This window comes from Psychrobacter sp. NPDC064578 (assembly GCF_044901245.1).
GTDB classification, from domain to species: domain Bacteria; phylum Pseudomonadota; class Gammaproteobacteria; order Pseudomonadales; family Moraxellaceae; genus Psychrobacter; species Psychrobacter cibarius_C.
Map to the genome: position 1 here is coordinate 386,735 of NZ_JBJDPI010000003.1, position 22,670 is coordinate 409,404.

At 42.4% G+C, this 22,670-nt stretch carries 18 protein-coding genes and 1 pseudogene; 16 read left to right on the forward strand and 3 right to left on the reverse strand.

The window, feature by feature from the left end; all coding sequences use genetic code 11:
* Positions 1-80 precede the first annotated feature (80 nt).
* Positions 81-800, forward strand: a pseudogene (locus tag ACI2JM_RS05290) (sulfate/molybdate ABC transporter ATP-binding protein); the annotation flags it as partial.
* 75 nt (positions 801-875) lie between these two features.
* Here the strand turns inward: ACI2JM_RS05290 and ACI2JM_RS05295 are convergent.
* The gene (locus ACI2JM_RS05295) at positions 876-1,205 is read right to left on the reverse strand and encodes a helix-turn-helix transcriptional regulator (RefSeq protein WP_045447327.1); all 330 of its coding nucleotides are present in this window, start codon (positions 1,203-1,205) and stop codon (positions 876-878) included.
* A 378-nt stretch (positions 1,206-1,583) separates the two neighbouring features.
* Between ACI2JM_RS05295 and ACI2JM_RS05300 the strand changes: the two genes are divergently transcribed.
* The 3 genes from ACI2JM_RS05300 to bfr (ACI2JM_RS05310) all read left to right on the forward strand — a co-directional run bounded on the left by ACI2JM_RS05300 (position 1,584) and on the right by bfr (ACI2JM_RS05310) (position 3,247).
* The gene (locus ACI2JM_RS05300; RefSeq protein WP_045447323.1) at positions 1,584-1,775 is read left to right on the forward strand and encodes a bacterioferritin-associated ferredoxin; all 192 of its coding nucleotides are present in this window, start codon (positions 1,584-1,586) and stop codon (positions 1,773-1,775) included.
* Positions 1,776-2,211: 436 nt separating this feature from the next.
* Complete coding sequence (gene bfr / locus ACI2JM_RS05305) at positions 2,212-2,700, forward strand: bacterioferritin (RefSeq protein WP_201604189.1); 489 nt, start codon at positions 2,212-2,214, stop codon at positions 2,698-2,700.
* A gap of 67 nt (positions 2,701-2,767) precedes the next feature.
* Complete coding sequence (bfr, locus tag ACI2JM_RS05310; RefSeq protein ID WP_296239912.1) at positions 2,768-3,247, forward strand: bacterioferritin; 480 nt, start codon at positions 2,768-2,770, stop codon at positions 3,245-3,247.
* Positions 3,248-3,438: 191 nt separating this feature from the next.
* Here the strand turns inward: bfr (ACI2JM_RS05310) and ACI2JM_RS05315 are convergent, their stop codons facing one another.
* On the reverse strand, positions 3,439-4,815 hold the full coding sequence (locus ACI2JM_RS05315) for a DHA2 family efflux MFS transporter permease subunit (RefSeq protein ID WP_198329923.1): 1,377 nt from the start codon (positions 4,813-4,815) through the stop codon (positions 3,439-3,441).
* A 355-nt stretch (positions 4,816-5,170) separates the two neighbouring features.
* Here ACI2JM_RS05315 and yghU point away from each other — a divergent pair, with 355 nt between their 5' ends.
* From yghU to ACI2JM_RS05365, 10 genes are all read left to right on the forward strand, one after another.
* A complete protein-coding gene (gene yghU, locus ACI2JM_RS05320) occupies positions 5,171-6,025 on the forward strand; it encodes a glutathione-dependent disulfide-bond oxidoreductase (protein WP_404642620.1) in 855 nt (284 codons plus the stop codon).
* A gap of 362 nt (positions 6,026-6,387) precedes the next feature.
* Positions 6,388-7,596, forward strand: coding sequence for a DUF1176 domain-containing protein (locus tag ACI2JM_RS05325; protein WP_404642621.1), 1,209 nt, complete (start codon positions 6,388-6,390; stop codon positions 7,594-7,596).
* 583 nt (positions 7,597-8,179) lie between these two features.
* The gene (locus ACI2JM_RS05330) at positions 8,180-9,847 is read left to right on the forward strand and encodes a DEAD/DEAH box helicase (protein ID WP_404642622.1); all 1,668 of its coding nucleotides are present in this window, start codon (positions 8,180-8,182) and stop codon (positions 9,845-9,847) included.
* Between the two features lie 176 nt (positions 9,848-10,023).
* Positions 10,024-11,268: a DUF819 domain-containing protein gene (locus ACI2JM_RS05335; protein ID WP_404642623.1), complete on the forward strand. Its 1,245-nt coding sequence runs from the start codon at positions 10,024-10,026 to the stop codon at positions 11,266-11,268.
* A gap of 304 nt (positions 11,269-11,572) precedes the next feature.
* Entirely contained in the window at positions 11,573-12,121 is a 549-nt protein-coding gene (locus ACI2JM_RS05340; protein ID WP_404642624.1) for a peroxiredoxin-like family protein, read from the forward strand.
* A 419-nt stretch (positions 12,122-12,540) separates the two neighbouring features.
* Positions 12,541-14,304, forward strand: a complete 1,764-nt coding sequence (locus ACI2JM_RS05345; RefSeq protein WP_404642625.1) for a hydantoinase B/oxoprolinase family protein — start codon at positions 12,541-12,543, stop codon at positions 14,302-14,304.
* 49 nt (positions 14,305-14,353) lie between these two features.
* Positions 14,354-16,435 carry a hydantoinase/oxoprolinase family protein gene (locus ACI2JM_RS05350; protein WP_404642626.1) on the forward strand — a complete coding sequence of 694 codons (2,082 nt, stop codon included), beginning with the start codon at positions 14,354-14,356 and terminating at the stop codon, positions 16,433-16,435.
* Positions 16,436-16,606: 171 nt separating this feature from the next.
* A complete protein-coding gene (locus tag ACI2JM_RS05355) occupies positions 16,607-17,671 on the forward strand; it encodes an AraC family transcriptional regulator (RefSeq protein ID WP_404642627.1) in 1,065 nt (354 codons plus the stop codon).
* Between the two features lie 85 nt (positions 17,672-17,756).
* Positions 17,757-18,749, forward strand: coding sequence for a RhuM family protein (gene rhuM / locus ACI2JM_RS05360; protein ID WP_404642628.1), 993 nt, complete (start codon positions 17,757-17,759; stop codon positions 18,747-18,749).
* A gap of 97 nt (positions 18,750-18,846) precedes the next feature.
* Entirely contained in the window at positions 18,847-19,590 is a 744-nt protein-coding gene (locus ACI2JM_RS05365; protein WP_404642629.1) for a zinc-dependent peptidase, read from the forward strand.
* 150 nt (positions 19,591-19,740) lie between these two features.
* Here the strand turns inward: ACI2JM_RS05365 and ACI2JM_RS05370 are convergent, their stop codons facing one another.
* Positions 19,741-20,406, reverse strand: a complete 666-nt coding sequence (locus ACI2JM_RS05370; protein WP_404642630.1) for a hypothetical protein — start codon at positions 20,404-20,406, stop codon at positions 19,741-19,743.
* Between the two features lie 223 nt (positions 20,407-20,629).
* Here ACI2JM_RS05370 and ACI2JM_RS05375 point away from each other — a divergent pair, with 223 nt between their 5' ends.
* Entirely contained in the window at positions 20,630-21,115 is a 486-nt protein-coding gene (locus tag ACI2JM_RS05375) for a hypothetical protein (RefSeq protein ID WP_404642631.1), read from the forward strand.
* A 493-nt stretch (positions 21,116-21,608) separates the two neighbouring features.
* Positions 21,609-22,580: a site-specific integrase gene (locus ACI2JM_RS05380; protein WP_404642632.1), complete on the forward strand. Its 972-nt coding sequence runs from the start codon at positions 21,609-21,611 to the stop codon at positions 22,578-22,580.
* Positions 22,581-22,670 lie beyond the last annotated feature (90 nt).

Genomic DNA, 22,670 nt, shown 5'->3' on the forward strand with positions numbered 1-22,670 from the left:
GCTGGCATTTAATTTAATAATGTAAATGCGGTAACCAAAAAATCTGCCACGATACCAAAGATATAATAAGAGAACCCATTATGAGCATCGAGATTCGCAACGTTAATAAAAAATTCGGTCAGTTTACCGCCTTAGATAATATCAATATCACGGTGCCGACTGGCAAGCTGACCACTTTGCTGGGACCATCAGGCTGTGGCAAAACGACGTTGTTACGCATTATCGCCGGTTTAGAGTATGCTGACTCAGGGCAGATATTGTTTGATGAGATGGATGTGACCAATACGCCAGTACAAAAGCGCCATATTGGCTTTATGTTTCAGCATTACGCATTGTTTCGTCATAAAAATATCGCCGATAATGTTGCCTTTGGACTGACCTTGTTACCAAAGAATGAGCGACCCAGTAAAGCAGAGATCAATAAGCGCGTTGCCGAGCTATTAGACTTGGTGCAGCTGCCACAAGTGGCCAATGCTTATCCGCATCAATTATCAGGCGGTCAGCGTCAACGGATTGCGCTGGCACGCGCCTTAGCAGTGAAGCCAAAATTATTGTTGCTCGATGAGCCTTTTGGCGCACTCGATGCCAAGGTACGTAAAGAGCTGCGCACGTGGTTAAAGAACATTCACCATGAGCTTGGTATTACCAGTATCATGGTCACTCACGATCAAGAAGAGGCCCGCGCCGTCTCAGATGAGATCGTGGTCATGAATCAAGGGCGGGTAGAGCAGGTAGGCACATCGGAGGAGCTGATACACGAACCAGCCAATGCGTTTATCAGTGATTTTTTAGACTTAGCATAGTGAAATTTGGTGCAGTTTTTCTATTATAACCCATAAAAAAAGACCTATTTATTGTAGGTCTTTTTTTATGGGTTATATCTCAGCAGGCTTGGACATATCGAGGTCTTTGCTAGATATTTGCTTATAAGTAATATCCAAAATCTCTTGGCACCATTCTGGCAAGTCGTCAGCGACTTCATACCACATCCACGTACCGTCGCGAACACAGCTTAAAATACCGAGTTTCTTTAAATGGTTCAAATGACGCGATATCGTTGGCTGTGGTTGATCTAGTATTTCTACCAACTCACCAACACAGCGCGATTCTTTGTTAAATAGAATTTGAAATATTTTTAAGCGCGTCGGGTCAGATAAGACTTTAAATAACTCGATAGGTCGTATCGTAAAATTATTATCAGACATAGAACAATTCCAATTGGGCTTTGTTAATAGGGGTTCAATATAACAGCAGTTATCTACAAAATCGATTAAAAAATGGGCTAAATTACAGTTCGTCGTTAATTTACTACCTTTCATCATATTCGGTTACACGCACGCTTATATTCACTTACATCAATTAACTGCGTGCAATATAACTCTACTTTCATGACTGTACTTTTATACCAATAATATATCAAATGCTATTGCAAATGATAATAGTTATCGTTATTATACATCAAGCCATAACAATGACCGTGAATATCAAATCAAACACTGTATTCATCATTTTTATCATCAATGCACTAAATTTATGAGCAATAAAAGCAGTTACCGAATAGCGGTATTCAGAGGAGCCAGACCATGTACGTATGCATCTGTAATGACGTAAAAGAAAAGCAAATCAAAGCAGCCATTGCTTCAGGTATCGATACCCTTGACGGTCTAAAAGATACCCTCGATGTTGCTACTTGCTGTGGCTGCTGCGAACCGATGGTTAACGATTACCTAGATGAGCATCATGCTAGACTCGATGTCTTGGCTTACGCTGTTTAAACGTTATCAAACCAGAGATTTACTACCCAGCTGTTCATCACCTCATTACACCAATATAACTAGTACGCCTCGATACCACATACATTCAATATTCCGCACTTATCCTTTGGTCATTATACATAAAGGGTAAGTTGCGAGCGTCCGTATAACTTTACTCATACACCTACTACAATGATATTGAGCATCATTAGCAGCCATTGTTGCGATAAACCAGTGATTACTAAAGCTAGCTAATTATGATTCTCAATTAGCATCTTATTCTTAGTTCATAACATTACAAGCTGTATAGCGCCTATATGCTACTATATCTGTCTCACGTTGTAAGACGTTTTGTTGATTTTGATCTTTACTGATCAGTTTACCAATAGTACTATCCTTATATGGGTAATTATGAATGTATGGTGATCTGTAAAATATAAACAGGGGAGTATAGGTTATGATAGGTAGCCCAAAAGTCATTGATTATTTGAATTTTTTGTTAGGCGGTGAGCTTGCTGCCCGTGACCAGTATTTTATTCACTCAGAAATGTATGCTGAGTGGCATTATGGCAAATTGTACGACCGTATCCATCATGAGATGGCAGATGAGACGTTACATGCCCAAGCTATTATTCGCCGTATCCTAATGCTGAGTGGCACGCCGAAAATGACGGTCAATGCCATCAATATCGGTGCGACAGTTCCTGAAATGCTGCAACTTGACCTTGAGCTAGAGTATCAAGTACAACAGCACTTAAAAGACGGTATTGCTCTCTGTGAAGCAGAGCGCGATTATGTCACGCGTGAGATGTTGGTAGAACAGCTAAAAGACACTGAAGAAGATCATGCGCATTGGCTTGAGCAACAGTTGCGCTTAATTGATATGATTAGTCTGCCCAATTATCTGCAAAGCCAAATGGCTGAAGTCACTCCCAATCTTGTTTAATGTCACGAAGATATGAACAATAACCATAGTATTTAGTATAAATAACGACATGCAAGGGAGAGAGATAATGAAAGGGGATAAAGAGGTTATTCGCGCTTTAAATAAAGTGCTCGGACAGTCACTGATTGCCATCAACCAGTACTTTTTACATGCGCGCATTGCGCGCCATTGGGGATTAGAAGCCCTTAATGAAAGTTTCTACAAACAATCCATCGCTGAGATGAAATGGTCTGATGAGCTGATTGCTCGGATTTTATTGCTAGGCGGTTTACCAAATTTGCAAGATTATGGCAAGATGTTCATCGGTGAAGATGTGCCAGAAATTATCGAATGCAATTTGCGCCTAGAAAAACAAAAATTCGATATCATTACCGATGCCATTACTCTATGTGAAACAAAGTCTGACTATGTGTCGCGCCAGCTATTGGTGACGCTAAAAGATGGTAATGAAGAGTATCAAGACTGGTTAGAGACTCAAGAAGACTTGATCGAAAGCATTGGGGTTGAGCGCTATATCCAATCACAAATGGATGATGACGCGCCTTAATGGTTCATTATTGATGCAATGAATCGTACTATGCTCTAAAAATGCCAGCGCGTCGTGTGGTTTATAATCATTCACATGCTGGCATTTTTGTGTCTCATATTTGACAATGCGTGCTATCTGCACTGCTGACAAAATCAACGCTTAATCAATATTTTTTCAAACTCTTTATTCAAAATCTAAATATCAGCGGCTCAGTATAAGCCGCGCCCATCTTCGGGCTTGAGTCGTAAGAAGTACAGCCCCGAGAGAATGGTCAAGACCCCAAGTATCCAATAGGTGGTTTGAAACGCTGTCAGCGTATCCATTTGTAGGCGTTCACGTAACAGCGTCAGTACCGCTGCCCCAAAAGCAATACCGAAACTAATTGCTAACTGCTGATTGACCGCCATCAAGCTATTGCCGCTACTGGTTTGAGCACCTTCTAAATCACCGATAGTAATCGTATTCATCGCGCTGAATTGCATAGAATTACAAGCGCCCATTATGGTCAAAATAGGGATAAACCATAACCACTGTGAGGCATCGGTAAACTGTGCCAACACAATGATGAGCGTGCCCATCAAAAACGTGTTGAAGACCAGCACTTTGCGATAAGTATAACGCTGAATAATTTTACTGACCCAGGGTTTAATCCCGATAGCACCGACTGCGATGGGCGCAAGGAGCCAACCTGCCTGCGATGGTGAGTATTCAAACACCACTTGCAGCAACAGCGGCAGCAAAAACGGTACGGCGCTGATGCCTAATCTGGTAAATAAGTTACCAGTGATGCCAATACGAAAGGTGCGAATGTCAAACAAACTCAAGGGGAACAACGGTGCTTGACGACGCTTGGCGTGCCAGATATAAGCGCCTATCAATAAACTGGCCACCAAACTAAGCAACAACCCATAAAACCCTCGACCAGTCTGTGAGCCGAACTCTACAGCAAGCGTAAACCCACAAGCCGCTGCCGCAAACAATAAAAATCCTGTCCAATCAAGCCGCTTGGTATCCTCAAATAGTGCGGGAACCAGTTTTTTGCCCATGATAAAACCAAAAATGCCCATCGGTATATTGATCAAAAATATCCAATGCCAACTGGTATATTGTACGATATAGCCACCTAAGACCGGTCCTACTAGCGGTGCTACCAAAGCAGGGATTACCGCAAAGTTCATAACGGTCAGCAGCTTATTGCGTGGGTAGGATTTGACCAATATTAAGCGAGCCACAGGCGTCATCATCGCCCCGCCAATACCTTGTATAACCCGTGAACCAATCAAAAAATCCAACGTTGGTGACGCAGCACATAGTAGTGAGCCAATACAAAAGATAATAATCGCTGCCAAAAATACTCGGCGCGTGCCGTATTTATCCGCCAAAAAACCACTGATGGGAATAAATATGGCCAAAGTTAGCGCATAACTGATCACCGCCCACTGCATTTTTAATGGAGACTCACCCAGCGCCTGTGCCATTTGTGGCAATGAGGTATTTAATATAGTGGCATCCAAAATTTGCATAAATAGCGCCACCGCTAGCACATAGGGCAAGTATTTATCTTGTGTCGGGGTTAGCGTTACCATGTAAATCTCATTAGATATCCCATCATAAAATGAACAAAATAGTCTATTGACGACTAATTCGCTATACCAACCGAGTAGTATAAGAAAGACTCAATCATAATAAAAGGGAATCAAAGTAACGGCTGGCGGTTGAGGTTATAGAATTCTGTGTTTAGAGATAATAATATTAACACTGCTTACAAGAGAGGGCTTTAATATCAGGGTTGGTTATCGTTATAGTAAACCCTCGCTAACGACTTAAGCCAACAGATATGCAGTATAGTTAATTTCATCTCAATCATATGAGATTGGATTGACTACCGACGATATAAGTAGAAGCATCAACAATACGATAAAGATAAATTGAGGATATATTATGAGTCAGGAAAATAACAAAGCTTGCAATCATACCGATGGGCAAAACGATAAATATGTACCACCAAAGGTTTGGACGCAGGACAAAGAAAACGGTGGTAAGTTTGCTAGTATCAATCGCCCAACAGCGGGTGCGCGCTATGAGAAAGCGCTGCCAGTAGGCGCTGCGCCATTACAGCTGTACTCGTTGAATACGCCAAATGGCGTCAAGGTTAATATCCTGTTAGAAGAGCTTGCCGAGTTCGGTGTTAAAGGTGCTGAATATGATGCCTATAAAATTGATATCTCTCAAGGAGAGCAGTTTGGTTCTGGCTTTGTAGCCATAAACCCTAACTCAAAAATTCCAGCCTTGGTTGATCATTCTGCTGATATAGCGGGCGAGCCGATAGCACTTTTTGAGTCTGGTGCTATCATGATGTATCTGGCAGAAAAATTTGACCAATTTATGCCTTTATCACTTGGCAAAGCACGGGCAGAGTGTTTGTCTTGGGTCATGTGGCAGATGGGTAGTGCGCCTTTCTTAGGTGGCGGCTTCGGACATTTTTATGCTTATGCGCCTGAACCGCTAGAGTACCCGATCAACCGCTATACCATGGAAACCAAACGCCAGCTCGATGTGCTGGATAACCATCTAAAAGACAGCACATATATGTGTGGCGACAACGAAGCCGATTATAATATTGCGGATATGATTATTTGGGCATGGTATGGACAATTGGTGCTTGGAAAGCTCTATGATGCCGCCGAGTTCCTGCAAGTTAATGACTACAAGCATGTGAAGCGCTGGGCACAGGCAATTGCTGAACGTCCAGCCGTTAAGCGTGCCGTAGACCTGTCATTAAAGCCTATTGACTAAACCTATCGATAACAGACGCATTGATAAAAACAACAAGGCTGATAGGCTATTTGCTTATCAGCCTTGATTTTATCCGACATCTTGCTATTCTATATTCATATATGGTTATATTAAAATAGAGATATACTTACCTGTTTACACAATGATACATTAGTACAACAGATAGAAACCTTAGTACGTTAAGATAGCTTGAGTACCTCAAGCAGATAACACCTTAATAAGCGGGTATTTGTACTGCTTCTTTGATCGGTTTAATATTGTTGGGATACCAGCAAGGCAAATAGAGCCACTTATTATAGACTGAGTAAGTCACACAGAATATTTGATTGAAATAAGATTGACTATATTGATGGATAATGATTATGAAGGATGATAACCGTAAACGGATCAACTTCTCACGACAGATAGATGCTGATCGATACTCAATATTGCAATACAAAGCCAACTTAACCACCCATCCTAAAAAAATAAAAAAGATACTCTTATTGATGATAAAAAATAAAATACGATTACCTATGTTTGCTGCTATCAGCGCAGCTTTATTTAGTACAGCGACGATGGCCAGCAATGGCGTTGAATTTACCAATCAAGACTGGCAGGTAGTCTGCGACAATACCCGTACGTGCCGGCTGGCAGGCTATCAAGCAGAAAACAATAGCGAATTTCCTATATCGGTATTGCTCATACGCCGTGCAGGCGCAAATGCTGGTGTGGATGGCAAAGTAAAGTTGGGCGGTGCTAAAGAAAGCTCATCTAAAGCCTTGATGCAACTTGGCAATCGTCATCGTATATCATTGTTCATCAATGGTAGAGACTATGGCGAAACCAAGCCGTTTTCAACTGCAGCAGGTAATGCTGATCTGACCCCAACACAAGTTACAGCGCTACTAGAGGCACTGACTAAGTCAAGCAAAATTGAGCTAGTGCTACGTAACTCACGCTGGCAACTGTCTGATAAAGGGGCTAGCGCCGTTATGCTCAAAGCAGATGAAGCCCAAGGTCGAGTAGGGACGTCATCTGCCTTTATCAACACTGATGGTGCCGCCAAATCAAATAGCACTGTATTGCCACCTAAACCTGCACCAAAACTTCGCTTTGTGGCGCCCAATCCGAAAGCCGTCGCTAGCGACAATAAAAAGTTTGTGATGAAATCGTCGCAGCTAGCGGCGCTGATGAAAAGTACGATGAAAGATGCAGATAGTGACTGTCCCAATCTATCAGATAAATCACCATGGCGTGTGAGCCGACTGAATGGCTCACAGCTGTTGGCACAACACGATTGCTGGACAGGTGCTTATAATACTGGTGCAGGCATCTGGGTCATCAATGACAGTAAACCTTATAAGCCAACATTGGTAACCACCAACGCCACTGGTTATGATAAGGGTAAAATCACTTCCGTACAAAAAGGTCGCGGCATCGGTGATTGTTTAACCAAGACTGATTGGGTATGGACAGGTAAGGCATTTGAAAAAAGCCATGAAAGTACCACAGGGCTTTGCCGTATGATTGAGGCGGGCGGTGCGTGGCAGCTGCCGACGTATGTCACCGAAGTTAAAATGGTGCGATAGCCGCCAATAATACTGCTGATTGCCTTATTACTCAGCATATTGAACGCGTACATCTACAAGCAAATTTGCTTTATTTACCGAGAAATTTAATAAATAGCTACATATAATATTTTATTGTGCTATACTGCGTCGCCACGTTAGCTTAGGCTTTCGTGAATTATGAGATTGATAACATCGCCTGCGATTTTGGGTCTAGGATGACCATAAGTAATTGTTGCCGATGATTTTGTGTACTTGAATAACCTGTCATGAAAATAGCAGTTATTTTTGACTCATATCTTATCTACCGAACCATAAATGTGGTTTAAATTGGTTGTTATTCGCGATTATTTGCTTTGGACAAAGCATTAATAATACGCTTATATCAAACAAGGATGAGACACTCGGCACTACCACCAAAATACGTCAGACAGCACGAACGCATTTATTGTAGAAGCTCTAAGCTTTATTGGCTTGGCTTCTGATTATCGACACTTACATGTGGTCCGGTAATTCTTTAATAAAGGCAGCGTGGTGAACGGTTATCAGTGGTATGCATCAAGCTTGCTGAATTTACAGCAACTTATACTTACCAAGGATTCTCATGACTGATATTTTATCTGCAATCGCCGCTGAAAACGGCATCATCGAAAACACTGACACTCCAAATACTGATACTAATAATCAAACGGCTACTACTGACGCGACTGATGAAGATCAAATTACCTTTGCTGAACTAGACATTGCCAAGCCGATTTTGACCGCGCTTGATCGCAGTGGTTATACCAATCCAACACCTATTCAAGCACAAGCCATTCCTTTTGCACTAGCAGGTCGCGACTTACTATTGTCTGCGCAAACCGGTAGTGGTAAAACGGCGGCATTCGTTATCCCTGTACTTGACCGTTTAAGCCGTGCCACTAGCTTTGATAAACTAACTAAAGCTCTTATCTTAACGCCAACGCGTGAACTTGCTCAGCAAGTACATGATAGCGTACGTACTTATTCTAAAGATATGCGTGGTCTATTCTGCGTACCTTTAGTTGGCGGCGCACCATACAATGGTCAGATCACTGCGTTGAAAAAAGGCGTTCAAGTTATCGTTGCGACCCCAGGTCGTTTACTTGACCATATCAATGCCGGTCGTGTTGACTTATCAAGTCTAGAAATTTTGGTACTTGATGAAGCTGACCGTATGCTAGACATGGGCTTTGCTGATGACATCAGTGACATCCTTCGTGCTGCACCAATTGATCGTCAAACGATTATGTGTTCTGCAACTTGGGACGGCCCAGTAGGTAAAATCGCTGCCAGCTTCACTAAGAACCCTGAGCGTGTATCAATCAAAGTAGAATCTGCACACATCGAAGAAAAAGTGTACTACTGTGATGATTTCGATCACAAAAACCGCTTACTTGACAAAATCGTTTGCCAGCAAGATATGGAACAGATCATTATCTTTGCTGCTACCAAACGTAGCACTGAAAAACTGGCCAAACAGCTACAAGAAGCGGGTCATAAAGCCAGCTTCCTACATGGTGATTTGCCACAAAGCAAGCGTAACCGTATCGTTCAAGACTTGCGTAATGGTAAAGTCAAAATCCTAGTAGCGACTGACGTTGCTGCTCGTGGTCTAGATATCCCAGCTATCTCGCACGTTATTAACTATGACTTGCCACGCCAAACTGAAGATTACGTCCATCGTATCGGTCGTTGTGGTCGTGCTGGTCGTACTGGTATCGCTATCAGCTTATGTAGCATGGATGATCGTCCACAGCTAAACGCTATCAATCGTTACTTAGATCGCAAAATGGAAGTATGTATCATCGAAGGCATGGAGCCTAAGAAGACTTATGTACCTAGCGAAAATAAAGGTAATGGTCGTGGTCGCGGTCGTGGTCGTTCAAACGGCGGCGGTGGTAATGGTCAAGGCCGTGGTCGCGCGGGTGGTGGTTATCAAGGCAATCCTGCTAATGCTCGTGGTCGCTCAAGCGACAGCGCATCAACTGGTCAACGCGCTAGCAATGACAGCGGTTATCAAGGTAAGCCACGTGACGCGTCAGGCAAACCAAACGAGCGTTCAGGTGGCAAGCCGTATCAAGGCAAGCGCACTGGTGCTCCTAGCCGCGGCGATAGCACTGGCGTTCCACGTGGTGAGCGTGCTGCAACAGGTCGTGGTCGTCCAAGTGGCAGCCAAGGTCGCCCAGCAGGTCGTTCTGACAGCCGTGGTCAAGGTCGTCCAAACGGCGGCAACCGTGGTAACAACTCGTAATACTGTTATATTTGGTGATTAAAGTTATTAATTGCTTGATCGCCTAAAGATAGCACTAAAAAAGCCAGATACTTGTTATCTGGCTTTTTTGTGTTTATTCGATCGCTGCTTGCGCGTTTTTTTCACCTTGTCTATACTAACAAGCTTTTATTCATCGTGTGCTGCGGAGTTATTTGATGCCCGATATTTCTCATTTAACTATTGATAGCCTGCCATTGGCCTTTGGCATCATTATGGCTATTATCGGTTTGGTTTTTTATACCCAAGGATTACCCGGTAAATTCTGGCAGCGCTTTTATGCGGTATTGCCCGGTATCGTGCTGTGCTGCTTTATACCTGCAACGCTTAATAGTTTAGGCGTCTTCGCTGACGGTATCGGCTCACAGATTTATGGCTTTACTGCCATGTATCTGTTGCCAGCAAGTTTGCTGTTAATGACCTTGTCGATGGATGTGCCAAAGATATTGGGGCTAGGCTGGAAAGCCATCGCCATGTTTTTCGCCGCCAGTATCGCGATTATTATTAGTGGACCAATCAGCTTGGGTGTCGCTAAATGGATATCGCCTGAGATGTTTACTGATGACACGCTATGGCGTGGGTTTTCGGCGGTGGCGGGTAGTTGGATCGGTGGCGCGGCAAACCAAGCGGCGATGAAGGAGCTATTTGGCGTCAGTGATGATTTATTTGGGATGATGATTTTGGTCGATACCACCAATGCTTCATTATGGCTATTGGCTATCTTGGTATTGGCGAAGCATAGCGATAAGATAGATCGGCTATTGAGGGCAGACACCAGTAGTATTGATAAAGTGATTAAGGCGGTTGAGAATTATGAGCGTGACAATGCTCGCCCAGCAACTTTAAATGACTTGATGGTGATGTTTGGCTTATGCTTTGCTATGGTGGGTGTCGCACACTTTATCGGTGGTCAAATTGCAGGGTTTTTTGCGCCCTATAGCTGGGCAGTACAATATAGCTTTGCCAGCTCGTTCTTTTGGATGGTTGTGATTATAACCTTGATAGGGGTAATTTTTTCCTTTACCAAGATACGTCGCCTTGATCATGTGGGCGCTTCCAAAATTGGTACGGTATTTATCTTTATCTTGATTGCTGCTATTGGTATGCAAATCAATCTTGCGGGTATCGTCTCGCAGTGGCGACTGCTCCTTATTGGTTTATTATGGATGAGCATTCACGTTGTCATTATCTTTGCTGTGGCTAGGATAATTCGAGCACCATTTTTCTTTTTAGCAGTCGGCTCCAATGCCAATACTGGCGGTGCATCATCGGCACCCATTGTCGCAACGGCGTTTCATCCATCACTAGCGCCAGTTGGGGTGTTTTTGGGCATTCTGGGCTATGCGGTAGGTACTTTTGGTGGCTATATTAGTACCCAATTGATGCGCTTGGTAGTAGGGTGAGCGCGAATATAATACTCAGCATTGGTAACGGCAAGCACTTCTGTAATAACGCTAACTAGCCTGCGCTGTTAATCGCCATCATATTCATATTCATATGAGTCGGACTGGTTAGTATTGGTTGATAAACAACTATGTTGACCAATCATATATCTACAGAGAGAAAAACTTTCAATTTATACCAAGTTAATAACAAAAAGCCGACTTCACCGTCGGCTTTTTACTTGTAGTATCAATACATACCAAATTGAGCAAACACTCAAATTTGATATTAAATATTTTAACCTAAAACTATAAGGATAAAACAATGCAAGCAAACTACAACCCAAAAATCATTGCTGGTGCAACATTCCCCAATATCGAAGTACCCACTTATAATGGTGACATGACGCTATTAGGCAAGCCCGAAAATGGTCATGACTGGAAAATGGTGGTTGTTTACCGAGGTCAACACTGTCCCATTTGCACCAAATACCTCAATCAGTTAGAAACATTAAAATCAGCATTTAATGAAACGGGTGTCGACGTCATCGCTGTTTCAGGTGACAGCAAAGAGCAGGTAGCAAGTCATTTGGAAAAAACAAATGTAAGCTTTCCTATCGCCTATGATCTGACCGTTGAACAAATGAAAATGCTGGGTCTTTATATCTCCAACCCACGTTCAGAGAAAGAAACCGATCATCCATTTGCAGAGCCCGGCTTGTTTGTTATCAATACAGAAGGGGAGATTCAGATTGTAGATATCTCCAACGCTCCTTTTACTAGACCTGAGCTGGAAGCCTTGGCAAATGGTCTAGCCTTTATCAGAAATCCAGAAAACAACTATCCTATTCGTGGTACACACGATTATGCTTAAGACTGTATTATTGACGACGGCATTTTTTCTTGATGTCAGACATTTAATACGCTTAAGTGTGGCTGTAAACTTAAAACTAAACTAATAAATAGTCAAAGACGTAAATTCATAGGGCAGTGCATCATAACCGATGCATTGTCTTTTTTATTGCAAACGCTCTTTATTGTTAACATTCTCTCCAAAAGCTGAAATCACAAACCTTATTTATACAGGTGTGCACTCACAGTCAAAAACTCTGCACTGTCAGCCAATTAATTTACCAAAAACCTCGCTATAGTAAAAAAAGCTTCGTCATTAGGATGGATGACAGCCATATAAAGAATGAGTGTAATTGTTAAGTATTGACGGCCACATTGGGCGCTATATTTTACAGAGCCACTCATATCTTCTGATATAAATTTCTAGACAAGGAGTCTCACATGAGCAAAGCTCACACTTCAATTGATCCTATTACCTTGTCCGTCGTACGTGGTGCCTTAGAAACGGCGCAGCGCGAGATGACGACAACCTTAGAAAAAACCGCACGCTCTAGTGTCTTTAACTTAGCTCACGATTATAGTAATGCCTTATTTGATCATTTGCCTGAGATGATTTTGCAGGGTCAGGATATTCCTATTCATTTAGGCTCACTCATGCCAGCCATGAAAGCTGTTGCTGAATATTATGGTGATGATATTCATGAAGGAGACGTTATTTATCACAACGATCCCGTGATGATGGGCAGTCATATCCTAGATTGCTGTATGTATAAGCCAGTGTTTTATAAAGGCGAGTTGGTATTTTGGACGGTGTGCAAAGGTCACGTCACTGATATCGGTGGTCCAGTACCGGCAGGATATAATCCAGACGCTAAAGAGATATACGCCGAAGGGTTGCGCATTCCGCCTATCAAAATATGGGAAAAAGGCGTTAGACGTCGTGATGTCATTAATTTAATTCATAGTAATATGCGCTCTCGTCGTAACCAAGAAGGCGACCTTAATGCTCAGTATGGTGCTTGTGCGGTTGGTGAGCGCAACATGATTGCGTTGCTAGACAAGTATGGCGTAGAGACCGTCCGTGCGGCGATCGAAGAGCTAAAGAATATGGCTGATACCCATATGCGCTCATTAATTTCATCTATTCCAGATGGCCAGTATCATGGCGAAGCAGTATTAGAAGATTCAGGTCACGGTTTAGGTGATTTGACCATTAGCGCTGATATTGAGATTAAAGACAGTGATGTGCATATCAAGATTACCAGCCCGCCGCAAGTCCCTTACTTCATTAACTCCTATGCAGGCAACTCGATGTCTGGTGTACTACTTGGACTGATGATGTTTGCCCAAGTAGACCCACCGTACAACGAAGGTTTATACCGCTGTGTCACGGTAGACTTGGGCGAGCATGGCACGCTATGTAATGCCAAAGAACCTGCCCCTCATGTGAATTGTACTACCACACCGATGGAAACCTTAACAGATGCTGTGCGTATGGCTTTTGAAGATGCAGCGCCAGATCGTGTGATTGCCTCTTGGGGTCATGCTTCTGGTATCAACATCTCAGGTATTGACCCAAAAACGGGTGAGCAATACGTCACTATGATTTTGGCCTCGATTATCTCTGGTGCTGGCGCGACTCAGCAGATGGACGGCTGGCATGCTTGCGGTCCATTATGTTGCTTCGGCGCGCTAAGCTCTGGTGATATTGAATTGTTAGAGTATCAGTATCCTATCTTAATTCATAAGTATGGCTTGGCAGAAGACAGTGGCGGCGCTGGTGAGTATCGAGGCGGTTGCGGCACCGTATGGGAAGTTGAGCCGTTAGATCATGAGATGACGGTAGTGGCGTTTGGGGAAGGTCGTGAGCATCCAACGATGGGGGCTGCAGGAGCGGAGCAAATATCACCTGAGCTGAAATTAGGGCGCTTAGAGATTATCCATAAAGATGGCGTCACTGATTTGCACAAGCAAAATATAATGACTGAAATTCAACCGGGTGACCGTGCGCGTAATACCAATCCTGGCGGTGGCGGCTATGGCAGCTCGTTTGCACGGTCGGTACCCGCAGTATTAAAAGATGTAGAAGAAAGAATCATATCAGTGGCAGCGGCTAAGACTGAGTATGGTGTGGTTATTGACCCACAAACGCTGGCGGTCAATGAAGCAGAGACAAATGCTTTACGTCGTAAGCTGACGGCATAAAACCCAAAACTAACTAATGATATTAAATAATTTGAGTTAAGGATAACTTATGAAAAATGATTTCCGTATTGGAGTCGATGCTGGCGGGACGTTTACTGACTTTGTACTGGCAGAAAGAAGTGGCCATGTACATCTGTTTAAAGCACCTTCTACTCCCGAAGATGGCACCTTAGCTATTGCTAATGGTTTACAGCAAATCGCCACGCAGTTTAACCGTCCTATTGAAGAGATTATCCAAGCATGCGACCTATGTATTAATGGTACGACTGTTGCGCTAAACGCCCTTATTCAGATGACTGGTGTGAAAGTCGGGCTATTATGTACTAAGGGCCACGAGGACAGTATCGAGATACGCTTAGGGCATAAAGAAGAAGGGCATCGCTATGATGCTAGCTATCCGCCAGCACCGCAAATTGCTACCCGTGATCGTCGCTTCCCTATCCGTGGTCGTATCTTAGCTGATGGCACTGAACACAAGCCGCTAAATGAGCAAGATATCCTCGATGCGATTAAAGTGTTAAAGCAGCAAGACGTTCAGGCTGTTGCTATCTCCTTCGTCTGGTCTATTCGTAATACTCAGCATGAGCAGCGCGCCAAAGAGCTTGTTGAGCAGCATATGCCAGGGGTGTTCGTCTGCTGTGGTAGTGACGTATATCCACAGATTAAGGAATACACCCGTACCTCAACGACCCTAGTAAATGCTTATTTAAGCCCAGTTATGGCATCTTATGTCCATAAGATTGACGACTATTTTAAGGCGTTAGGCGCTGAGCAGCCCGTACGTTATTTCCAGTCTAATGGCGGGCTTGCAGTTGGTAGTATCATGCGAGAGCGTGCGGTAAATGCCATTAACTCGGGGCCAGCATCTGCACCACAAGCGGGTCTGTATATTGCCAGCCCTTTTGGAATTGACGATATTATCACGGTCGACATGGGCGGTACTTCTTTTGACATCACCATGGCGAAGGCAGGCAGAACCAGCCTCAACCGCGATATTGATTTCTTACGTAATCGTATTGGCGTGCCTATGATTCATGTAGAGACATTAGGGGCGGGCGGTGGCTCTATTGGGCATGTTAATACCTTTGGTATGCTAGAGGTTGGCCCTCAGAGTGCTGGCGCGACTCCTGGACCGGCATGTTATGGTAAAGGTGGTAACCTGCCAACCGTCACAGACGCAAACTTAGTACTTGGTTATTTACAGCCGAATGCGGTGTTAGGTGGTAGTGTGACTTTAGACAAAGACAAAGCGGTACAAGCGGTGCAAACACACATCGCTGATCCGCTAAACATCGAGTTAGATCATGCCGCATTTGGTATCAGTGCTATCGTTAACCAAAACATGTCTAATGCCATTCGTCGTATTACTATCGAAAAAGGCTATGACCCTCGGGACTTTGCGCTAGTCTGCGCAGGCGGCGCGGCTGGCATGCATATTATTGCTTTGGCTGAGGAGATGGGCATTGGGACGGTTTTAATACCAAAAATCGCATCCTGTCTCTGCGCCTTTGGTCAGATTATCTCTGATATTAAGTATAACTACTTGGCGACACAAATGATGATCCTTGCACCAGAGGCAGAGTTGCAAGCACTAAATGCCAAGCTACAAGAGCTTGAAGAACAGGGTGTACAAAAACTGCTAGAAGATGGCTTTACAGATGAAGATATCACCATCGAACGTACCATGGAGATGCGCTATGTTGGTCAGGTGCATGAATGTAACGTGCTGATACCGAATGGCAAGCTTGATGCTGAAAGTGTCAACACCATCTTAGAATTGTTCCATCATCGCCATCGTGAGCTTTATACTTATGATGAACGTGATAGTCACGTCGAGCTGGTCAATATTGAAGTATCGGTAATTGGTAAAATCAGTAAGCCAAAACTACCGAGTCTAGTAGCACAGCAAGGGGATATCATTAATGCTAAGACGGGTAGCCGCGATATGCTGTTTGATCAATCCTACAACTGGATTGATACACCTATCTATGACGGTGAGAAATTCGGTGCTGGTGCTGTTGTCACAGGTCCTGCGCTCATTCAAGAGCCAACCACTACCGTGGTTATTAAAAATGGCTGGCAAGCAGAGCTGCATGAGACGGGCACTTATAAGCTGACGCGAGCAGCATAAAGGCAGGTTTTTAAGCAAAGCCAACTAGAGGTTTTACTAACTAAAGGCTTCAGGCATTAAATACTTTTTAATGCCTGAAGCCTTTTTTATTTTATGATATAAAAGAGGATTATTGATCAATAACTGATAGGATATCAGTACAGTTGTATACCATATATTGAGTGTTCAAGGATGAATGCAAATCAAAAGACAAATCGTTATCAAAATAGCTCTAATCAAACTTTGCCAGCAGATCAGACAAAAGACATCACTGCACATGATTCACCAATTAATAAAAATCTTCTAAGCCCCTCAGGGTTAGAGATGCCAGCAACGGATCGCATGCAAACCTTAGGTGCCTTTGACTGGAAACATACCATCAATGAGACTTACTTTGATCTTGATGTCAGTTTCAGGCAACCGAATAAGTTTTCTGGTTTTTTGCAACATGCTAAGCTTCTAGAGATAGGTGTTTCGCACTATCATGCTAATACTGTGCACTATAATCGCGGCAGACAGAGTTCCGGCTATATTGATGACAGTATTTTAATTACTTTTCCTATGACAGGCGACGTTCGTTTTGCCCAAAAAGGACGACAGCTGACCTCTAAACCCGGTCAATTCTTTATTGAACTGTCCAGCTTACCTTATGAGTTTTATCATCTGCATGAAGCATCATTGTATGTGATTAAGGTACCATTGGCATTACTCACTGCACAAATGGGCACTATAGAGCGACAGTTCGCACGCAGCTTAACTATTGATGAAGGTGCTGGCAGGTTACTAGTATTTCAAATTGGTCAAATACTGGCGCTTATTCATAACAATCAGCTGGGTGATTTAGAGATAAAAATATTAGAGCAGCAGCTGCTTAACCTTATTGTATTGACATTGATCGCCCCGAAAGAGGTGATGATGAGTACCAGCTCGTCCATACAATCGGTGCACTTAAAGCGGATAGAACACTATGTAAGTCTAAACTTAGCAAGCTCTGACCTTAATCCTAAGACCGTCGCTGCTGCTTGTCATATCTCTGTCAGATACTTGCATAAACTGTTTGCTGGGTTGCCCTATAGTTTTTCAGAATGGGTCAAGGAATTGCGTTTAAAGAAAGCCAATCATATTTTGAAGAGCAAAAGCTACGTGACTATAGATGAGGTCGCTCATAGGGTAGGCTATGCCGATCAAGGTTATTTTTCACGCATTTATAAGCAGCATTTTGGTTATTCGCCGCGAGATACACCAGGCACAGTATAGTCATTGTTATGTACTCTGTCATGCAGTCGCCGTATAATTTATGAATTGAGCATAAGTGCGTATATTAAGTTAAGGAAAAACCAAGATGACTGATACTACAAATCATAAAACAGCAAAAGTAGAGATATATGAAAGCGCTGATGGAAAAGCGCAGGTAGACGTACGTTTTGTACAGGATACGGTCTGGCTGTCACAATCACAAATGACTGAGTTGTTTGGTCGTGACCAATCAGTGATTTCGCGTCATATTGCCAATGCCATAAACGATGAAGAGATCGCTGAGAAAAGCAATATGCAAAAAATGCATATTGCAAATTCTGACCGCCCTGTGACTTTTTATGACTTAGATGTGGTTATCTCAGTAGGTTATCGCATCAAATCTCCCCAAGGTGTGCAGTTTAGACGCTGGGCAACGCAGCGCTTACGTGAATACTTGGTTCAAGGCTATACGCTCAATCAAGAGCGCTTTGATAAAAACTCGAGCGAACTACAACAAGCATTAAATTTAATTCGAAAAACCGCGCAAAGCCCTGAGCTGAATACCGATGAAGGTCGCGGCTTGGTTGAAATTATCAGCCGTTATACACAGACATTCTTATGGTTACAGCGTTATGATGAAGGCTTGCTTGATAATCCTTCAGGGGAGGATGGCGGTATCTTACCCAGTCCGACTGAGGCGATGGCAGCGCTGACGGATTTAAAAGCGCAGCTTATAAATAGAGGTGAAGCGACCGAGCTATTTGCTAAGCCTCGCGGTGATGGTTTGGACAGCGTATTGGGTAATTTACAGCAAACCGTCTTTGGTGAGCCTGCATACCCGACCATCGAGAGTAAAGCGGCGCATCTGCTGTACTTTATGGTCAAAAATCATCCTTTTACCGATGGTAATAAACGCAGCGGCGCTTTTTTGTTTGTAGATTTTTTGCATCGTAATAATCGACTGCTCAATGATAAAGGTGAGATGGTCATCAACAATACAGGGCTTGCCGCATTAACCTTGTTGGTCGCTGAATCTGACCCCAACCAAAAAGAAACCTTGATTAAGTTGATTATGAATATGCTGGCATTAGAGGGTTGATAAACAGGCTTATTGTCAGCATTATTTAACATCATAAAACGCATAACGCTAATAATAAAAAGCACAGTCCAACGCCAAAAACTAAAGGAAGTTCAATATGTTTAGCATGATAAAAGACTGGCGCGAGCAGCGCATATTGGACAACAGTGAGTTTACCCATGCTGACTGGCTGCAAGCTGCCAAGCGTATTGTTATACTTGAGAGGCTAAACGAGGATGAGCTAACACGCTTGTTTGAGCTGGCGACGTTGTTTTTGGCGGATAAGTCGATTACTGGGGCGCAGGGTTTCGAGATTACCGATGCGGTCAAGCAGTCTATCGCCTTGCAAGCTTGCTTGCCTATCTTAAACCTTAGCCTTGAGTGGTATGCTGGCTGGTCGGCCATTATCATTTATCCTGGTTCCTATAAGAGTGAAACTACCACTGTCGATGAGCTGGGCATTGTCCATGAAGGTAGTCAGCACCGTAGCGGCGAAGCATGGCTGCGCGGCCCCGTTATTCTGTCGTGGAAGGATGCCAAACACTCAGGGGAGCGCGATGGTCACAACGTCGTCATTCATGAGTTTGTGCATAAGCTTGATATGTTAAATGGTCGTGCCAACGGCTTTCCACCGCTACAAGCGGATATGAATCCTGCGCGCTGGACTGAAATTATGACACGAGATTTTGAGGATTTTCAAAGCCATCATAAATCAGGTCTTGATCGTTATGGCGCGACTAACCCAGCGGAGTTTTTTGCAGTGCTCAGTGAGGTATTTTTTGAGACGCCGCAAAAGCTGGTCGATGCTTACCCTGATATTTACGACATAATGGTGAAGTTTTTTCACCAAACACCACTTTAATCAAAATCATTAATAGTCACTATTAATGTTCGATAATGAATATATAGGCATGAAAAAGCAATGAAAAAGGGCAGTGCATGGGTTTCATGACACTGCCCTTTTTTTGGCTTATTTTTCCTTTAAGTCTATGTTTTTATAGATAAAAAATATTTAAGTTGTCCATTGCTCATTCACAATAGCGACCAAATAGCGTTTACCTTCATACTCTTCAAACACTAAACGCATGATGCGCCAATCCATACCAGCGTATTCCTCCGAGCCTTTATGATAAAACTCGACAACCTCTGAATTGGGATAAATTTTCTTCAGGTTATTAATCATATTCCCACTGTGTTGGAACTCATTAATACTGATACTGGCATTGTTAAATTTGCTAGCATCAATCCACGTGTCTAAATATGTAGGTAGTGGCGTGACAAGTAGATCGCCCGTACCGTCTTTTTCACCCCAAGTAAAACGAATTTTGGACTGTTGCAAATATTGGGCGAATTGTTCACGGTTAAAGACTTTATCTGTCTCAGGACGCACATAGGCATACATCGAAAAACGGACGCCACGGGTTGGATGAATATCATTGGTGATGCGAGAAAAATCTTTATTTGCAAGCGCGCGCTGAATACGTAAGGCTTGCTGCTTAAGGGTTTGCTGACTGATATCGGAGACAACGGGCGTTGATGAATGGCCGTTAGATTGATTTGGAGTGGCTATATTGGATTCAGCAGAAGATTGACAGCCAGTTGCTGCTAGCGCCAAAGCCAATGCGCCGCCAACGGTTAATTTAGATGAACGGTCTTTGAAAGTAGATAATAGGGTCATAAATCATCCTTATCGCAGTGGTTAGCGAAATATACGTTACTGTGAATATAATTGGGCAAATTTCACAAGATTACTGAGCAAAAAGTTATTATTTAAAATTTATTAAGTAATAGATCGTTCTTAGTAGATAAACCGGAATGATACGATAATACAGCAGAGTCATAATATGGTTATGATGTAATGGTTTATAACACTTATATCATTGAAGCTCGTAGAGAACGCCATGCCAACATATTATTCACTGACGCTGCTAGCTATGGGACTGATAGCAACCAATTCTGCTATAGCTGATATAGCAGAGTCAACTCAGACTTATGCAGCCATAAAAATAGCGACCATTAGCAACATGTATCAGCAAGACGTCAGCAATCAAGGCATGGATAATCCGGTCGTATTGCAACAGTATGCCGACCCAGATCTACAAGCCGCGATGCAGATTGAGCAAGACTATTTTGATAGAGAGCAAATATCTTGTCATGTTGATTATGATGTATTGTGGGATTCGCAAGATCCTGATTATGCCCAAGACAAACAGTTTTCGATGACTGACCAAGGATTGGTGCAAGTGAGTTTGGCACATGGCAGCAATGTTTATTACGAGTTGTCATGTAATGGTACCGATGACGATGCTAATTGCCGAGTGGCAGATGTGATTTTAGATGAAGATGGCAAGTCTTTGCGCAAGCATTTACTAGAAACCTGTCGCTAGCCAATGCTGAGCATTATTTTTATTAATACCTAAATATAAAAAGCTATAAACCCTCAATAAAAATCACAGAGACAATCATGAGAGCTTATAAATGGCACTGTATAAAACTATGAGCCTAACTTCTAAAGCCATTGGTTTGTTTTCGCATAATGTATATTATGTTAAATGAAGTCTATATGCTATTAAATTCATAGTACAGGCTGGGATCCTTATATATCAAGTACATAAGAATTAAATAAACTAAAGCTATCTTATCATTATGTTTATGAGATATTATCTTCATAATATATAGTGTCTATGAGAGATTAAGTTCATGTTCGTGTTATCGCCTATTGTTACGCCAGATGGCTCAAAGACAAAGATACTTTTTGATGTAAAGACTACGCTGCCTCTTCTATACCCATTACGATACTCTATAGACCATCTCAACAATAGATCCTCTTCTAGTCAGGATGCATCTCTACAAGCAATCAAATACTTTTATGAGTATTGGTTGGAAAAGCATGGCAAGACATTCTGCTACAACTTTTTTGAGTCGGATCATAATCCATCTATAGCTATAGACGAGCTAGATAATTTTTTTCAGTATCTTGTTGACGGGTACTCATACACTCCTAAAATAATTAAGTTCAATCCTACTCCCAGTGGAAGTATTTATACTCATGCTGAACGTACACGCGCTGTAGCACGTTTCATTAAATATTTAATAAGTAAGTATGTAACTGCTCAATATTATGATGATGAACCAAAAGAAATCATAAGGTATTCAGACAGAATGCTGAAGACTTTAAAGATAAAAACTGAAGGATATAGCTCTTTACTTGTACGTAGAAAAGTAGATGAATCTAATGTAAGTCAGGGGTATAAAAGTTTAACCATAGAAATGGTAGCTGCCATATATGAAATTATCACTCCAAGCTCTAATAAAAAAAGGAATGAGTTAAATCCTTTTTCCACAATACCATTACAGTGGCGTAACTACCTTATCGTTAGAATTCTTTTGAATTATGGGTTGAGGGTTGGTGAGCTCATGTTGCTCGAGTTGGAATCTATCAAAACTAATATAAGAGGGAACAAATATAGCTTGATAATAGCCAATATATCAGATGATAATCATGATTCAAGAGCACGACTACCCTCTTTAAAGACTGATAATGCTCATAGAGTTATTGATATCGAACAACACGATTATGAGTTTTTACAGTTCTACATAAATAGAATTAGACCTAAAGCTAAACACCGCTTTGTATTTACAGCATTAAAAGCACCATTTAGCCCACTTTCTTACCCTGCAATTTACCTCTTATTCAAAAAGTTAGATGATGCTTTTACAAAGAACCATCCAACTTTTAAAAATACTAAATATTCTGATTCTATTGACAAGATAACTCCCCATGTAGCAAGACATACGTGGGCATACCTTACGTTAGAGAGAATATATGAGAAAAAATACAAGGAAGTATAGTCTAATCCAAATAAAACCGATACAACCCTATTAACAATTGCATTTAATGAAGTAAACGATGACTTATTCAATAGACTATCGCAAACAGGT

Excerpts from the sequence above, each read along its gene's own strand:
- ACI2JM_RS05295 (WP_045447327.1), bottom strand. The coding sequence starts at position 1,205 with ATGTCTGATAATAATTTTACGATACGACCTATCGAGTTATTTAAAGTC.
- ACI2JM_RS05300 (WP_045447323.1), top strand. The coding sequence starts at position 1,584 with ATGTACGTATGCATCTGTAATGACGTAAAAGAAAAGCAAATCAAAGCA.
- bfr (WP_201604189.1), top strand. The coding sequence starts at position 2,212 with ATGATAGGTAGCCCAAAAGTCATTGATTATTTGAATTTTTTGTTAGGC.
- bfr (WP_296239912.1), top strand. The coding sequence starts at position 2,768 with ATGAAAGGGGATAAAGAGGTTATTCGCGCTTTAAATAAAGTGCTCGGA.
- ACI2JM_RS05315 (WP_198329923.1), bottom strand. The coding sequence starts at position 4,815 with ATGGTAACGCTAACCCCGACACAAGATAAATACTTGCCCTATGTGCTA.
- yghU (WP_404642620.1), top strand. The coding sequence starts at position 5,171 with ATGAGTCAGGAAAATAACAAAGCTTGCAATCATACCGATGGGCAAAAC.
- ACI2JM_RS05325 (WP_404642621.1), top strand. The coding sequence starts at position 6,388 with ATGAAGGATGATAACCGTAAACGGATCAACTTCTCACGACAGATAGAT.
- ACI2JM_RS05330 (WP_404642622.1), top strand. The coding sequence starts at position 8,180 with ATGACTGATATTTTATCTGCAATCGCCGCTGAAAACGGCATCATCGAA.
- ACI2JM_RS05335 (WP_404642623.1), top strand. The coding sequence starts at position 10,024 with ATGCCCGATATTTCTCATTTAACTATTGATAGCCTGCCATTGGCCTTT.
- ACI2JM_RS05340 (WP_404642624.1), top strand. The coding sequence starts at position 11,573 with ATGCAAGCAAACTACAACCCAAAAATCATTGCTGGTGCAACATTCCCC.
- ACI2JM_RS05345 (WP_404642625.1), top strand. The coding sequence starts at position 12,541 with ATGAGCAAAGCTCACACTTCAATTGATCCTATTACCTTGTCCGTCGTA.
- ACI2JM_RS05350 (WP_404642626.1), top strand. The coding sequence starts at position 14,354 with ATGAAAAATGATTTCCGTATTGGAGTCGATGCTGGCGGGACGTTTACT.
- ACI2JM_RS05355 (WP_404642627.1), top strand. The coding sequence starts at position 16,607 with ATGAATGCAAATCAAAAGACAAATCGTTATCAAAATAGCTCTAATCAA.
- rhuM (WP_404642628.1), top strand. The coding sequence starts at position 17,757 with ATGACTGATACTACAAATCATAAAACAGCAAAAGTAGAGATATATGAA.
- ACI2JM_RS05365 (WP_404642629.1), top strand. The coding sequence starts at position 18,847 with ATGTTTAGCATGATAAAAGACTGGCGCGAGCAGCGCATATTGGACAAC.
- ACI2JM_RS05370 (WP_404642630.1), bottom strand. The coding sequence starts at position 20,406 with ATGACCCTATTATCTACTTTCAAAGACCGTTCATCTAAATTAACCGTT.
- ACI2JM_RS05375 (WP_404642631.1), top strand. The coding sequence starts at position 20,630 with ATGCCAACATATTATTCACTGACGCTGCTAGCTATGGGACTGATAGCA.